The organism is Gilliamella sp. Bif1-4 (genome assembly GCF_001690535.1).
GTDB lineage: Bacteria > Pseudomonadota > Gammaproteobacteria > Enterobacterales > Orbaceae > Gilliamella > Gilliamella bombi.
Window position 1 is genome coordinate 64,441 of record NZ_LZHC01000062.1, and the last position, 15,145, is coordinate 79,585.

Sequence of the window (15,145 nt, forward strand, 5' to 3'; positions counted from 1 at the left end):
GTTTATGTAATTTTTTGTTGTTTATTATGGTAAATATAAGCTTGTTCAATTGTATCAAATTGATATAAGTAACCAGCATCAAGCACCATAGCTTTATCACAATAATTTTTTATAGCATTCATATTATGTGAAACTAGAATGAGAGCACGATCTTTTTTATTTTCAAATAATTCTGTTTTACATTTTTCTGTAAATCTAGAGTCACCAACAGCAATCACTTCATCAATTAAATAACAATCAAACTCAATTGATAAAGACAACGCAAAAGCTAAACGAGCTTTCATTCCAGAAGAGTATTTTTTTATTGGTTCATATAAATAATCGCCTAATTCCGCAAAATTTTCAACGTATTCTTTCGCTTTTTCAAAATTACATCCATAAATTCGACAAATAAATCTTAAATTATCCATTCCCGTCAAACTACCTTGGAAAGCACCAGAAAAAGCTAATGGCCAAGAAATTGACATATTTCTTATTATTGAACCTGTAGTTGGTTTTTCTATTTCACTTAGAAGTCTAATTAGTGTAGATTTACCTGCACCATTACGTCCCAAAATGCCAATTTTTTCTCCTCTCTGTAAAGAAAAATTGATATTATTGAGAACTGTTTTATATCCTTTTCTTGTTGAGTACTGTTTACCTACATTTTTAACAATAATCATCAATTATCCTCAAGAATATAATTCTCATTAATTTTTACCATGGTTAATCCCACAAATAATAAAACTATATTACAAAAAATCAAATAGCTTACATTTTGATGTGTTATAGTTGAGGGGCCGAAATAACCTGCTCTAAACATTTCTGTTCCATTAATTGGCGGAATATAAAGCAATAACTTTTGAATTTCATGGGGAAAGGTATCAACCCAAAAGAAAGCTCCAGATAAAGGCATAAGGATAAAACTTAAAGTACCCCACATTTTATCAAAAGCACCATATTTGGCAGATAAAACAAAAATGATTAAACCTAACCCCAGAGAAAACCAACACATCAACCCCCAAGCACATAACATATAAAAAGGATCATAAGGTATAGCAATTAGTCCAGCAAAAATAAAAATTGATATAACAAAAACTTGAGCTGCACTTGCCCCAATCACTTCAAGAAATACACGTGCATAAACTAGATCTAAAATTTTAATGTTACGATGATATAACAATGCTTTATTGGCTGCTACTGAACCTTTTGCTCGAGATGAAGCATTACGCCACATCATTACCATTGGATAGCCTGTTAATACAAATGCAATAATATTAAGATTGGATACAGAATTTATTTTAAAAAAAAACCACATTAAACTTATTAACAACGTTAACGACATAGGTTCAACAAATAGCCAAAGGAAACCGATATTATTACGCCCATAACGGGTAATTATTTCCCTTAAAATTAAAGCATTCAATACATTAATTTGTATTTTTAATGAACGCATAAATGATGTTTTAGTAATTACTCCCGTCATTAATCTTTATGTTCTCTTATACCAGCTGAAAGTAAATTAATAATACCATATACTAAAAAGCTAATTATAAAAGTCGCAATGATATTATAAATGCGTGCAGGTTTAAATGATACATCTGATATACTCGGTTGCTCTATTCGTTCTAGATAAAGTTGCTTTTTAGTTATTTCTACCTGAGCATTACGTAATGATAATGTGGCTGCCTCAAATTGTTGTTTAGCAACCGTATTATTAATTAATATCTGCTGATACTCAGCTAAATTAGCATCTCTATTTTTATTTCTTTGAAATTCAGCTAGAGCATGAGCTTCTTTCTTCATCTGTGATTCAGCATTTTTCAGTTCTGCTAGCGATGCGGTTATGAGATCTTGTTTGGCTCGTAAATTTATTTGGTTTACAAACCCTTCAGCTTGTTTTAATAACTGTTCATTTATTTTGAATGCATCTTGCATATCAAAAGCATTTACACTAATTGTAGCAATACCTGTAGAACTGTCAAAATTAACACTTATCATATTGCACATGTATCGATAAAAATATTCTTTTTTATTATAAGAATCAAGATTGAATCCATTAAATCGAGATATTATATCGCCTTTTTGGGTATACCACTCTTGTACAGGTAGAACTTTTTCAACAGAAGATAGCGCATCTCTAGATTTTATATATGACAAAACAACATATGAATCATCATTAGAGCGTGAAATTCCAACTTTTGAAAAAAAACTTCCCAGCCCTCCTAATGATGATTGGGTATCCGAAGAACGTATAATATATGTTGCTTCAGATGTATAAATATTTTCAGCAATTAATCCAAAATAAATTATCGATAATAAAGTTGGTAATGATACAATTAGATGTAATAACCAACTTTTTTTTCTTTTAAAATTTAAAAACATAAAATCTCACGAGTGTAATAGTTAATAACTTATTCACTAATCTGGTTAATTTGATTAACAACTCCAACACCTGGTGAGAAAATCGCATATAAGAATTTTTGTAGTTCTAAAATTGGTGCAGATGCAACATAAACAATATCATTATTCTTAATTTGGAAATTCTTCATTATGAATAATGAATTAGGATTATTTAAGTCTATTTGATAAACCGTTGGTACAAGCTCTTTCTTATTATCTATCGACAAAGTGTCTTGATATCTAAACACAAAAACACCACGGGCATCAGATTGACTATCTCGTAAACCACCAATACGAGCTAATGCTTGTGACAAATTAATTCCAACAGCTTCAAATCTGACTTCTTTTGTCGATCCTATAGCCCCCATAGAAATAAAAGAACTAGGCTTATTAATCAAAGCAATAACATCATCTTTTTGAAGATGAACATTAAATTTAGGATTAGATAATACTAAACTTAGTGGAATTTTATCAACTTTATTATTTCTAGTGACTTGTATTAAAGTATCTTTAATATCATACATATTGCTACCTAACATGGTAACAGCATCTAATAAACGCTCCCCCTTAGCTGTTATAGGCATTTTACCACTAAATTTATCACCAATAACTGTAACATTTGAAGAACGTTTTTCTAAAACAGTGACAATTACTTGGGGTCTATTTGCAATTCCAGATAATTTTTCAATTATTTCTTTTTGTAGCTGCGTGGGAGTTTTATTAACAACTTTCACATTCCCAACAAACGGCAAAGAAATAAATCCTTTAGAGTCAACAACTACTATTGGTAATTCAGTTAATCCAGTTTTTGGAGCAGCTGTATCACCTGAACCTACAAACAGTATTGCTGGAGGGGTTTCAATTACAGAAATCTTTATACTATCGCCTTTACCTATATTATCAACTTTTTTATCTTGGCTATCTCTTTCATTAATAAACTTTGTAAAGTTAAATAAATTAGTTTGCGCTTCTTTTATAGAATCAGGTGAAATATTTAAATTAACGATTTTTACTTTATTATAAATTTTATCTAATTCAGCATGTTGTTTATTTATATTTTTTATAGATGAAAAATTTGGTCCTGAATGAGGTAAAACAGTACAACCACTTAAAATAATTGCTAGCGTTATTGGAAGAAGGGACGGTAATTTCAAAATAAATTTCCTTATTCATCAATTGATTATACATTTTTAAAGTGTTTTGGATTACAAATTCACATATGTATTTTAGTTAATAAAATATATTTAATTTATGCATTAAAAAAATAGGTAAATTTACTGCAAACATGCATTGGAGGAGACCCTATCAGCTACATCCCACACACATGTATTTTACTTTGGCTGCTTCCTTCCGGACCTGACCTAGTGAGCAAAAAAATGTTGCAAGAGAACCCATAGAGCCTCCATTGAAGCGGAGGTATCATACTTGAATTATTAATTTTTTACAACTACTTTTTAGTATAGCACAGCTGTTCGGCTTTTCTTTAGATGCTACATCAAAAGAAAAGCCATTATTTGAAATGATAGTATGTAATTCAAAAATTAGATTACTAGATTTTTCTCAACACGCTCTCTAAATTTTATACCTGGTCTGAATGTAACAACTCTACGAGCTGAAATATCAACACTTTCACCTGTTTTTGGGTTTCTACCTGGGCGTGAATTTTTATCACGTACTGTAAAATTACCAAATCCAGATAATTTAACTGGTTCCCCTTTTTCTAAAGCCACCCGAATCTCTTCAAAAAATAGCTCTACAAGGATTTTAGATTCTTGTCGATCAATATTAAATTTTTCGGCAAGACGATCTGCAATATCTGCTTTAGTTAATGTCATATTATTATTCTCTTAATAGGGCTTTAAAACGATTTTGTAAGGCAGTAACGCATTTGCTTACAATGTTAGTTATGTCTTCTTCTTCAAGCGTACGTGATTTATCTTGTAAAATCAAACTAATAGCAATGCTTTTTTGATCTTCTTTGATATTTTCACCTTGATACACATCAAAAAGAGTCACTTTAATAAGTTGCTCACCACCCGCTTTTTTACACTCTAAAATAATATCCGCTGCTGGTATTGTATTTGAAACAATAATAGCTATATCACGTTTATTTGACGGATACTTGGATAAATCTTGAGCTACAGGTACCTCTTTTTTACTAATTTTAGCTAAATTTATTTCAAAAACAAGCGTTTTACTATTTAAAGACAATTTTTTTTCAATTTCTGGATGCAAGACTCCTAAATGACCTAATAACTCATCATTTAAATAAATCGCTGCACTTTGTCCTGGATGTAAAGCCGGGAGTTCAGATTTTTTTAACTGTATTTGATCACCACACCCTAAAAGAGAAAAAATTGACTCAAGATCACCTTTGAGATCATAAAAATCTACATTCTTTTTAGGGAGCTGCCAGTGTTCTTCGTATAAATTACCAGTAACAATACCTGCTAACATTAACTCCTGACATACGCCAAATTCACAATTTTCATCAGGAATAAAACGTAAACCAGTTTCAAATAATCGGGCACGTGTTTGCTGACGATTTTGGTTATATAGTATCACATCTAATAACCCAGACCAAAGTGATAAACGCATAACTGACATTTCACTTGAAATTGGGTTAGGTAATTTGATTTCTGGATGTTCAGGATATAATATTTGCTGAACTTCTGGATCGACAAAGCTGTATGTTACCGCTTCTTGAAACCCTCTATCAACCAATAAATCCTTTACTCTACGTAATGGGATTTGACTTTCTGGTTTCGGTTTCATTACTGATTCAATTTTCAAATTGGCATTTGGAATATTGTTATATCCGTAAATACGGGCAACTTCTTCAACTAAATCTTCTTCAATTTGCAAATCAAAACGCCAGCTTGGTGATTTTACAATCCAAACATTGTCTTTATATTCAACTTCACAACCTAGTCTAATCAAAATATCGGTGATCTTTTGTGTTTCGATTGTATAACCAATAATACGATCAATTTTATTACGGCGCAATTGGATAGTTGCTTGTGCAGGAAGTTCAGCTTCATGTGTCACATCAATAACTGGGCCGGCTTTTCCACCACAAATATCAATTAATAATTGGCTTGCTCGTTCCATTGCTGTAAATTGTAATAAAGGATCAACTCCTCGTTCATAGCGGTGTGATGCTTCTGTATGTAAACCGTATTCACGTGCTTTACCCGTTATAACTAATGGATTAAAGAATGCCGCTTCAAGAAATACATCTTTGGTTGTTTGTGTTACACCAGATTTTTCACCACCCATAATCCCAGCTAGCGCTAAAATTTTTTTGTGATCAGCAATTACTAAAGTTTTATCATTAAGTTTAACTTCATTACCATTAAGTAAAGTCAGTTTTTCATCTTTGTTTGCATAACGAACAATTATGCCCTTTTCAATCTGCGATAAATCAAATGCATGCATTGGGTGGCCAATTTCTAATAATACAAAATTAGTTATATCAACAACGGCATCGATTGAACGAATTCCACCACGACGCAATTTTTCTTTCATCCATAGTGGCGTTTGAGCATTAACATTAATATTTTTAATTACCCTACCCAAATAGCGAGGTAATGCTGTGGGTTCATCTATTTTTATTGATACTGTATCGGAAATTGTTGCCTGTACACTGTTAACTTTAAGTGCTTGCATTGGAATATTGTTAACTGCAGAAATATCTCTAGCAATCCCAACAATACCAAAGCAATCAGCCCGATTAGGTGTTACACTAATATCTATTATGACATCGTTTAAATTTAAATATTCACGAATATCTTGTCCCAAAGGAGCATCATCAGGTAATTCAATAATACCATTATGTTCATCAGCAATCCCTAATTCTGAGTATGAACATAGCATGCCTTCTGACGGTTCACCTCGTAACTTAGCTGATTTGATTTTAAAATTACCTGGTAAAACAGCCCCCACTGTAGCACATGCAACAGTCAAACCTTGTCGACAATTTGGCGCTCCACAAACGATATCAAGTAATTCTTCTTTGCCTATATCAATTTTTGTTACACGAAGTTTATCAGCATTCGGGTGCTGCATACATTCAACTACTTTACCAATAACGACACCTGTAAAGTCACCTGCTACTTTTTCGACATCATCAACTTCTAAACCAGCCATTGTTAATTGATCTGCTAGCGTTTCGCTACTAATTTCTGGATTGATCCATTCACGTAGCCAACTTTCACTAAATTTCATGTTTTGATCTCCAGAATTAATTAAATTGCTTTAAAAAACGTAAATCATTTTCAAAGAAAGAACGTAAATCAGTGACACCGTAACGTAACATAGTTAATCGTTCTATCCCCATACCAAATGCAAAACCACTATAAACTTCAGGATCAATACCTACATTACGTAATACATTAGGATGAACCATTCCACAGCCTAAGACTTCCAGCCATTTACCATTTTTAGCTTTAATATCAACTTCAGCCGATGGTTCTGTAAATGGAAAGTAACCTGGCCTAAAGCGTATTTCCATATTATCTTCAAAAAAGCAGTGCAGAAAATCATGCAATAACCCTTTTAAATGTGTAAAACTGATATCTTTATCAACTAGCAAACCTTCCATTTGATGGAACATTGGTGTGTGTGTTTGGTCATAATCATTTCGATATGTTCTTCCAGGAGCAATTATTCGAATGGGTGGTTTTTGATTTTCCATTGTGCGAATTTGTACTGTTGAAGTTTGCGTTCTTAATAAGCGTTTTGCATCAAACCAAAATGTATCATGATCTGCACGAGCAGGATGATGAGCAGGAATATTTAATGCATCAAAATTATGGTAGTCATCTTCTATTTCAGGACCGGTTTCAACAACAAAACCTAGTTCACCAAAAAAATCAACTAATCGATTAATTGTTTTTGTAACTGGATGTAATCCGCCTAGTTCAAGTGAGTTGCCAGGCAATGTAATATCAATTGTTTCATTGGTTAGTTTTGCATTAAGAGCCTGACGCTCTAAATAATTGCGCTTTTGATTCAATAGCTGAACAACTTCTTGCTTTGCATCATTGATTTTTTGACCCACAGATGGACGTTCATCGGCAGGAACATCACGTAAAGAAGCCATTTGCATTGTAAAATAGCCTTTTTTACCAAAATATTCCACTCGAATTTGTTCGATCGAATTAATATCATTAGCACTTTCAATAGCGGATTTGGCGTTATTCACCAGTTCAACTAATTGAGACATACAGTTCTCCTGCTTATTGTGTTTATTGCATAAAAAAAGCCTCTTTTTGAGGCTTTTATAATTATTTTTTGTTTTTTCTTTGCCTCACGATTTAGTATTGCTAAAGAAACCAAAAAAGAAACAAAAAATAGCTATATTCATAATGAATTTACTCTTAAAATATTAAAATTGAATGATAAAAGCCGAGATAACTCGGCTTTTATAAAGCTATTATAGTGCTGCTTTTGCTTTTTCAACTAATGCAGCAAATGCATTTTTGTCAAATACAGCAATATCAGCTAAGATCTTACGATCAATTTCAATTGACGCTTTCTTTAAACCATTGATAAATCGGCTATAAGAAAGACCGCATTGACGAGCAGCAGCATTGATACGAACAATCCATAATTGACGGAATTGACGTTTACGTTGGCGACGGTCACGGTAAGCATATTGTCCAGCTTTAATTACAGCTTGGAAAGCAACACGATATACACGTGAACGAGCTCCATAATAACCTTTTGCTTGTTTTAAAATTTTCTTGTGACGTGCACGAGCAATAACACCACGTTTAACACGAGCCATAAACTATATCCTCTAATAATTAATCAAAACTTAAACGTATGGAACACACGCAGTAACTAAACCTAAATCGCCTTTTGACACAGTAGTCAAACCACGTAAATGACGTTTACGCTTAGTTGATTTTTTAGTTAGGATATGACTCTTGTTAGCTTGCTTATGCTTAAAGCCACCAGAAGCTGTTTTTTTAAAGCGCTTTGCTGCGCCTTTTACAGTTTTAATTTTAGGCATTTTATCAATTTCCACTTCGCATTGTTAATAAAAACAAAATAATGGTGTAGTTTTCAATAGTATCAAAATCTAGCTTGTTGAACCATTATTTCTTCTTCGGCGCTAGCACCATAATCATTTGTCGACCTTCAATCTTGGTTGGATAAGATTCAATAACCGCCAAATCAGCTAAATCCTTTTTAATACGATCAAGCATTTCAGAACCTAACTGTTGGTGAGCCATTTCACGACCACGAAAGCGTAACGTTACTTTAGCTTTATCGCCATCTTCAAGAAAGCGAATCAGGCTGCGGAGTTTTACCTGATAGTCGCCTTCGTCTGTACCAGGTCGGAACTTAATTTCCTTAACCTGAACAACCTTTTGCTTCTTCTTCTGCTCTTTTGTTGCTTTACTCTTTTCATAGAGGAACTTGCCATAATCCATAATTCGACAAACAGGTGGCTCTGCATTAGGGCTTATTTCAACTAAATCTAAAGTTGCTTCTTCAGCTTGTTTTAAAGCTTCATCTAAGCTTACTATACCGAGCTGCTCACCATCGACGCCGGTTAACCTCACCTCACGAGCTGTAATTTCATCATTGATTTTATGTGCTCGTGTTGACTGAATTCGTTTACTGACTTTAATATCTCATTCCTCCAAATTAATTTATCATTAATTCATTTGTTCTAATGAACGACTATGAATTTCGTTAAGCAACAATTCTATAACATGTTTCACTTCAAAGCTACCAAGATCTTTACCTTGACGAGTTCGAACTGAAATTGTTCCTGATTCCATTTCTTTGTCTCCACAAACAAACATATAAGGAACACGTTTTAGAGTATGCTCACGAATTTTAAACCCTATTTTCTCATTTCTCAAGTCCGCTTTTGCTCTAATGCCAACTTTTTGTAATTGTGCGGTTAATTGTTTGGCATATTCAGCTTGATTATCGGTAATGTTAATTACTGCAACTTGCAATGGAGCAAGCCAAGTAGGGAAAAAACCTGTACAGTTTTCAGTCAAGATACCCATAAAACGCTCCATAGAACCTAAAATAGCTCTATGAATCATAACCGGGACATGACGTTCATTATCTTCACCTACATAAGTCGCATCTAAACGTTCAGGTAGCATAAAATCAAGCTGAACTGTACCGCATTGCCATGCTCTACCTAAACAGTCATGCAAGGTAAATTCTATTTTTGGGCCATAAAAAGCGCCTTCACCTGGTAAATATTCGAATTCAATGCCATTTTCTGTTAAACATTCAGCTAAATCTTTTTCAGCAAGATCCCAAGTTTCATCCTTACCAATTCGTTTTTCAGGACGGGTTGATAACTTAACAGTAATATCATTAAAACCGAAAGTACTATAAGTATCATAAACCATTTTGATACAGCTATTTACTTCACTGCGAATTTGATCTTCAGTACAAAAGATATGTGCATCATCTTGTGTAAAACCTCGAACGCGCATCAAACCATGTAAAGATCCTGAAGGTTCATTACGATGGCAACTACCAAATTCCGCCATACGTAATGGTAAATCACGATAAGATTTTAAGCCTTGATTAAAAATTTGTACATGTCCTGGACAGTTCATTGGTTTAATACAATATTCACGATTTTCAGAAGAAGTAACAAACATTAACTCTTTATAATTACCCCAGTGACCTGTTTTTTCCCACAAAACACGATCCATCATAAATGGACCTTTTACTTCTTGATAATCGTATTCTTTCAATTTTGTGCGAACAAATACCTCAAGTTCACGAAAGATAATCCAACCATCATTATGCCAAAACACCATGCCTGGTGCTTCTTCTTGCATATGATAAAGATCTAATTGCTTGCCGATTTTACGATGATCTCGTTTAGCGGCTTCTTCTAAAAATTGTAAATAGCTATCAAGTTGTTTTTTATCTGCCCATGCTGTTCCATAAATACGTTGTAACATTTTATTATCACTGTTACCGCGCCAATAAGCTCCAGCAATTTTTTGCAATTTAAAATGATGGCAAAAACGCATATTAGGTACATGTGGTCCACGACACATATCAATATATTCTTCGTGATAATAAAGTGCTGGTTTTGAATCTTTTGGAATGTTTTCATCTAAAATAGCAATTTTATATGGTTCATGTCGCTCCCAAAAAACTTCTCTAGCGCGCTCCCAACTAACCACTTCTTTTTTTACTTCATAATTTTTTTTAGCCAATTCATGCATGCGTTTTTCTAATGCATCAAAGTCTTCCTGAGTTAAAGAGTGATCTAAATCAACATCATAATAAAAACCATTATCAATTGTTGGACCAATAGCCATTTGTGTATTAGGCCATAGTTGTTTAATTGCGTGACCCAATAAATGTGCACAAGAATGACGAATAATTTCGAGTCCATCTTCATCTTTGGCTGTAATAATGGCTAATGTTGCATCTTGATCAATGACATCACAGGCATCTTTACGCTCGCCATTTACACGCCCAGCTATACAAGCTTTAGCAAGACCTGCTCCAATACTTTGAGCAACTTCTAAAACAGTAACGGGTTTATCGAATTGACGTTGGCTTCCGTCAGGAAGAGTAATAATTGGCATAACAAATCCTTATAACAGTGGTGCGCCACACGAAAGCGCACTTGCTTACTTAAAAAATAGGTCGAATATACTACCACTTATCATCTGGATTTAAAATAGAAAGAATCATATTAATATGAAGCTTAATAAATATACTAAAACACATAGTTACCGGAAACTTTTTTACAAATAAATGGTTATTTTTGTATAACAAAGATTATAATCATTAACTAATAAAAGTTTATAATATGAACACATATGCTATGAATATTTGGATTGATGCTGATGCCTGCCCTAACCCAATTAAAGAGATTTTATATCGAGTTGCAAATCGAAAAGCAATAAATACAACATTAATTGCAAATCAATGTTTAACTATCCCCTTGTCACCTTATATTAAAACTTTATTAGTTGAAAAAGGATTTGATGTAGCAGATAGAAAAATAATTGAGTCGGTTCAAAAAAATGATTTAGTTATTACCTCAGACATTCCACTTGCATCCGAAGTTTTAAATAAAAATGCATTAGTGCTCACGCCACGAGGTGAACAATATACACTAGATACAATTAAAGAACGATTAATTATGAGAGATTTTATGGAAACCATGCGAGCAAGTGGAATACAATCTAAAGGTTCAGCTCCATTTTCCAGCAAAGACCGAGAAAAATTTGCTAATCAGCTTGATATATTACTTAATTCAACATCGAAATGAATTTAATAACTCTTTTAAATCGAGCAGCCAAATTAGCAAAACTAAATTTTTAGAAATAGCTCTCTGCTTTTGAATGGTTTTGATCCTACATAAGGTTTCAACGCCATCCTAGTAAAGCGTTTAGCTGCTTTTAACGTATCGATATTATCAAATTGACGTTTTCCTAAAGCTAAAACCTGCTCGCCAGTAAAGCTGATGCTATTTTGTAATAAACTACTGATAAATCCTTTTTCCGATTGATATTGATAATACATCGATTTAACAATGTCATCGCCAGTTACACAGCAGTGAAAAAAATCAACGTGATATCCTAAATTTTCTAATAACGATAATTCAAAAGCTCGCAACACATTTTCAGCAGGAACCTGTTGGGCTAATTGTTGCAGACTTTTTAGATAATCATCAAAAAGAGTTGGCAATTCTGCTTCTGCAACTAAAACTCGATGTAATAGTTCATTTAAATAAAATGCGCTATACAAAAAAACAGATACCAATGGCAATGCAAGCGACATAGCCTCAACTTGACGCAATGTTTTTATTTCACCTTGGCCTGAGTATTGTACAATAAGTGGAGTAAAAGGTTGCAACATACCTTTCAAAGCTGAACTTTTTCGTCTAGCTCCTTTAGCTAATACCTTTACTTTTCCGACATTTTCAACAAACAGATCAACTAATAAACTGCTTTCAGTATAAGAGCGATTATGTAGTATAAATGCTCTTTGCCAATTTTTCATTCAAAATACCTTTCAATGATACCACCGTTTTTTGATTAATAAATTGTATCTGAGCAAAATTTAGATAAATCTATGAAATTTTCAACTGAAATTTAACTAAAGATCCGATATAATCAATGCAAACAATAGGATTATAGGATAAATAAAAGAGAAGCTATGGATCTTTTTTCAATAATTTTACTACTAGTATTAATTGTATCACTTTCTGGCGTTGTTATTAAAATGCTACCGATACAAATCCCATTGCCTCTAATGCAAATATTATTAGGTTGTATATTGGCTGCATTTGGTGTTTATGTCAAATTTGACCCAGAGTTATTTCTCGTTTTATTCATTCCACCTTTACTCTTTGCCGATGGCCGCAAAACATCGGTAAAAGATTTTGTGCACAATGTTAGAGAAATTGTTGGGCTAGCGCTAGTTTTAGTTGTAATAACAATTGTAGCTGTTGGTTATTTACTTTATTGGATGTTACCAAAAGGAATCGATCTAGCAGCAACATTTGCATTAGCGGCAGTTTTATCACCAACAGATGCTGTAGCATTAAGTGGAATTGTTGGTAAAGGTCGGATCGAAAAAGAAAAGATGGAAATCATCGAAGGTGAAGCATTGATGAATGATGCTTCAGGTTTGGTATCTTTAAAATTTGCCATTGCTATTGCCGTTGGTGATGCAGTATTCAACATCTTTGATGTTAGTGTGCAATTTTTTGTAGTTGCTATTGGTGGATTAGCTATTGGTGTTTTATTTACTTGGTTATATGCACGTATTTTGCGTAAAATAAATAAGCTTACTCACAATGATCCAGCTATTCAAATAGTATTACTATTTTTACTACCATTCGCCGCCTATATCATTGCTGAGGAGTGTCATTGTTCTGGTATTTTAGCAGCAGTAAGCGCGGGTATGACCGTGAACCATTCTGGTATGATGCGAAACGCACCTTTAACTGCACGTTTGCAATCAGATAGCACATGGTCAATGTTAACCTTTGTATTTAATGGATTTGTATTTGTTTTATTAGGTATTCAGTTACCAAGCATTTTTAATAATACTTTTGTAGAAAACCAAATTGATACCTCAATTGAGGTATGGCAACTATGTTTAATTGTTTTATTCGTTTTTGCTGTATTGATGGGAACTAGATTTGCTTGGTTATGGTCAATGAAACATATGCCAACGATGCCTTTTGGAACTAAGAGACCTCTTGCATTTAGAGCATACTCAACCAGAGATCTTTTAATTTCAACATTTGCTGGCGTTAGAGGTGCTATCACTCTAGCTGGCGTATTATCTATTCCGATGACAATTAATGGCCGTTATCAACTGGTCTTTATTGCGACAGGTATCATTTTAATCTCATTGATTGCAGCGGTGATAATCTTACCTATCTTGTTACGAGGTAGTGTAATTTTAGATAATTCTGAACAAAAAAATGAAATTTTATCAGTTAAAGGTCAAATGGCAGAAGAAGCGATTATCAGTCTTGAAAAAATGCAAAATAATTTATTACAAGAAACTTCTGAATCTGGCTTAGATCAAGAGATTATACATGAAATTGGTTCTCGTGTCATTGGTTCATTAAGACGCCGTACTGGACTTAAAGATTTAGAACAAAAAGCACTAGAGGCTGAAAACTTAGAAAGACGTATGCGTCTAGTTGCAATTGGTGCAGAACGTACAGCTTTACTACAAATGAAAGTTCGTAATGAAGTAAGCGAAGAAGTTTATGAACATTTAAATAACGATTTGGATATTTATGAAAAAATGATTTCTGGGGATGCATAAATGATTGGAGCAAAAAGCCAAATTTTAAACAAAATTCATTCACAGTTTGTCAATAAAGCGCCCCATATTTTGGGGCTTACCTTGCGATGCATTCCTTTTAGTATTAAAAAACAAACCATAGAGCAATTATTGAAATTACAATTTGAACATTCTCTACAAGAGGGTGATCTAGATTTTTTAGAAAATCGTTGGCTTAAAATTCAAGTTACTGATCTAGAGCTTGTGTGGTTTGTTAGTTTAATCGATAATAAATTAGTTGTTAGCCGAGAAGAAATTGCTGATGTAAGCTTTATAGGTAATGCTAATGATTTGATTATGATAGCAACTAGACGACAAGACCCCGATACACTATTTTTTCAACGTCGTTTGATTGTTGAAGGCGATACTGAATTAGGATTATATGTAAAAAATTTAATGGATTCTATTGAGCTAGAAGCTATGCCAAAATTTTTAAGGCTAACACTCGAAAAACTAGCCGATATTATCGAAAGTGCACCAACTAATTAATAATAAATTATACTCATTTTAAATCATTCAAAATGTTTGTTTTGTGTAAGAATAGATATCATTGAAAATTTTGAATTGATTAATTTCTACCTTGTAAATAATAAATTACTTTAAGTTTCCCTATAAAATGTGGGAAAGAAGCTGATTATTTTTAGTATATATAATGAAATTTATGAGTTTCTTTACAGAAAACATAAAATATATGGTTACACAATGAAAAATAACCAAGAACAGCCAAGTTTTTACTTCCACGATTATGAAACCTTTAATGTATCAGCTTGTTTATTATTGATTTTAATTTCAAATGTAATTGAATCTGTACTCAAATATGTACTCACTTTTATACTTCAATACAACATATATAGGGTTACACGATTTTGAAATTGAGCTATCGTGCGAATGCTACATTATCAACAGCGACGACGAACACAATTACGTGTTCTAT

Annotated in this window: 15 protein-coding genes and 1 other RNA gene; 3 read left to right on the forward strand and 13 right to left on the reverse strand. The window is 33.0% G+C overall.

The annotated features are described in order from the left end of the window. Positions 1–2: 2 nt before the first annotated feature. The 12 genes from A9G25_RS09715 to thrS form a co-directional block, all read right to left on the reverse strand. Positions 3–662 carry an ABC transporter ATP-binding protein gene (locus tag A9G25_RS09715; RefSeq protein WP_065626756.1) on the reverse strand — a complete coding sequence of 220 codons (660 nt, stop codon included), beginning with the start codon at positions 660–662 and terminating at the stop codon, positions 3–5. Continuing rightward, on the reverse strand, positions 662–1,465 hold the full coding sequence (locus A9G25_RS09720; protein ID WP_065626757.1) for an ABC transporter permease: 804 nt from the start codon (positions 1,463–1,465) through the stop codon (positions 662–664). Before A9G25_RS09720 ends, A9G25_RS09715 begins: the two co-directional genes overlap by 1 nt. Beyond that, the gene (locus A9G25_RS09725; protein ID WP_065626758.1) at positions 1,465–2,364 is read right to left on the reverse strand and encodes a hypothetical protein; all 900 of its coding nucleotides are present in this window, start codon (positions 2,362–2,364) and stop codon (positions 1,465–1,467) included. The genes A9G25_RS09720 and A9G25_RS09725 overlap by 1 nt, the downstream gene beginning before the upstream one ends. 29 nt (positions 2,365–2,393) lie before the next feature. Continuing rightward, the gene (locus tag A9G25_RS09730) at positions 2,394–3,536 is read right to left on the reverse strand and encodes a polysaccharide biosynthesis/export family protein (protein WP_065626759.1); all 1,143 of its coding nucleotides are present in this window, start codon (positions 3,534–3,536) and stop codon (positions 2,394–2,396) included. Positions 3,537–3,682: 146 nt separating this feature from the next. Further along, positions 3,683–3,778, reverse strand: an RNA gene (gene ffs / locus A9G25_RS09735) — signal recognition particle sRNA small type. Positions 3,779–3,923: 145 nt separating this feature from the next. Continuing rightward, entirely contained in the window at positions 3,924–4,217 is a 294-nt protein-coding gene (locus A9G25_RS09740; RefSeq protein ID WP_034913150.1) for an integration host factor subunit alpha, read from the reverse strand. A 4-nt stretch (positions 4,218–4,221) separates the two neighbouring features. Further along, positions 4,222–6,609 (reverse strand): phenylalanine--tRNA ligase subunit beta, encoded by a 2,388-nt coding sequence (gene pheT, locus A9G25_RS09745; RefSeq protein WP_065626760.1) that lies wholly within the window; start codon positions 6,607–6,609, stop codon positions 4,222–4,224. Between the two features lie 16 nt (positions 6,610–6,625). Continuing rightward, a complete protein-coding gene (pheS, locus tag A9G25_RS09750; RefSeq protein ID WP_065626761.1) occupies positions 6,626–7,609 on the reverse strand; it encodes a phenylalanine--tRNA ligase subunit alpha in 984 nt (327 codons plus the stop codon). A 210-nt stretch (positions 7,610–7,819) separates the two neighbouring features. After that, positions 7,820–8,173, reverse strand: a complete 354-nt coding sequence (rplT, locus tag A9G25_RS09755; RefSeq protein WP_024496189.1) for a 50S ribosomal protein L20 — start codon at positions 8,171–8,173, stop codon at positions 7,820–7,822. A 30-nt stretch (positions 8,174–8,203) separates the two neighbouring features. Then, positions 8,204–8,401, reverse strand: a complete 198-nt coding sequence (gene rpmI, locus A9G25_RS09760) for a 50S ribosomal protein L35 (RefSeq protein WP_034913143.1) — start codon at positions 8,399–8,401, stop codon at positions 8,204–8,206. An 85-nt stretch (positions 8,402–8,486) separates the two neighbouring features. Then, a complete protein-coding gene (gene infC / locus A9G25_RS09765; RefSeq protein WP_065560275.1) occupies positions 8,487–9,026 on the reverse strand; it encodes a translation initiation factor IF-3 in 540 nt (179 codons plus the stop codon). 27 nt (positions 9,027–9,053) lie between these two features. Further along, entirely contained in the window at positions 9,054–10,979 is a 1,926-nt protein-coding gene (thrS, locus tag A9G25_RS09770; protein ID WP_065626762.1) for a threonine--tRNA ligase, read from the reverse strand. A 242-nt stretch (positions 10,980–11,221) separates the two neighbouring features. On the opposite strand from thrS, the gene A9G25_RS09775 reads away from it, so the two are divergent. Next, positions 11,222–11,671, forward strand: a complete 450-nt coding sequence (locus A9G25_RS09775) for a YaiI/YqxD family protein (protein WP_065560286.1) — start codon at positions 11,222–11,224, stop codon at positions 11,669–11,671. Between the two features lie 41 nt (positions 11,672–11,712). Here A9G25_RS09775 and recO read toward each other — a convergent pair whose 3' ends face one another. Beyond that, complete coding sequence (recO, locus tag A9G25_RS09780; protein ID WP_065626763.1) at positions 11,713–12,405, reverse strand: DNA repair protein RecO; 693 nt, start codon at positions 12,403–12,405, stop codon at positions 11,713–11,715. Between the two features lie 156 nt (positions 12,406–12,561). Here recO and A9G25_RS09785 point away from each other — a divergent pair, with 156 nt between their 5' ends. Both A9G25_RS09785 and ubiT read left to right on the forward strand, forming a co-directional pair. After that, positions 12,562–14,193: a Na+/H+ antiporter gene (locus A9G25_RS09785; protein WP_065590948.1), complete on the forward strand. Its 1,632-nt coding sequence runs from the start codon at positions 12,562–12,564 to the stop codon at positions 14,191–14,193. Positions 14,194–14,214: 21 nt separating this feature from the next. Beyond that, positions 14,215–14,700, forward strand: coding sequence for a ubiquinone anaerobic biosynthesis accessory factor UbiT (gene ubiT / locus A9G25_RS09790; protein ID WP_065626955.1), 486 nt, complete (start codon positions 14,215–14,217; stop codon positions 14,698–14,700). Positions 14,701–15,145: the final 445 nt, after the last annotated feature.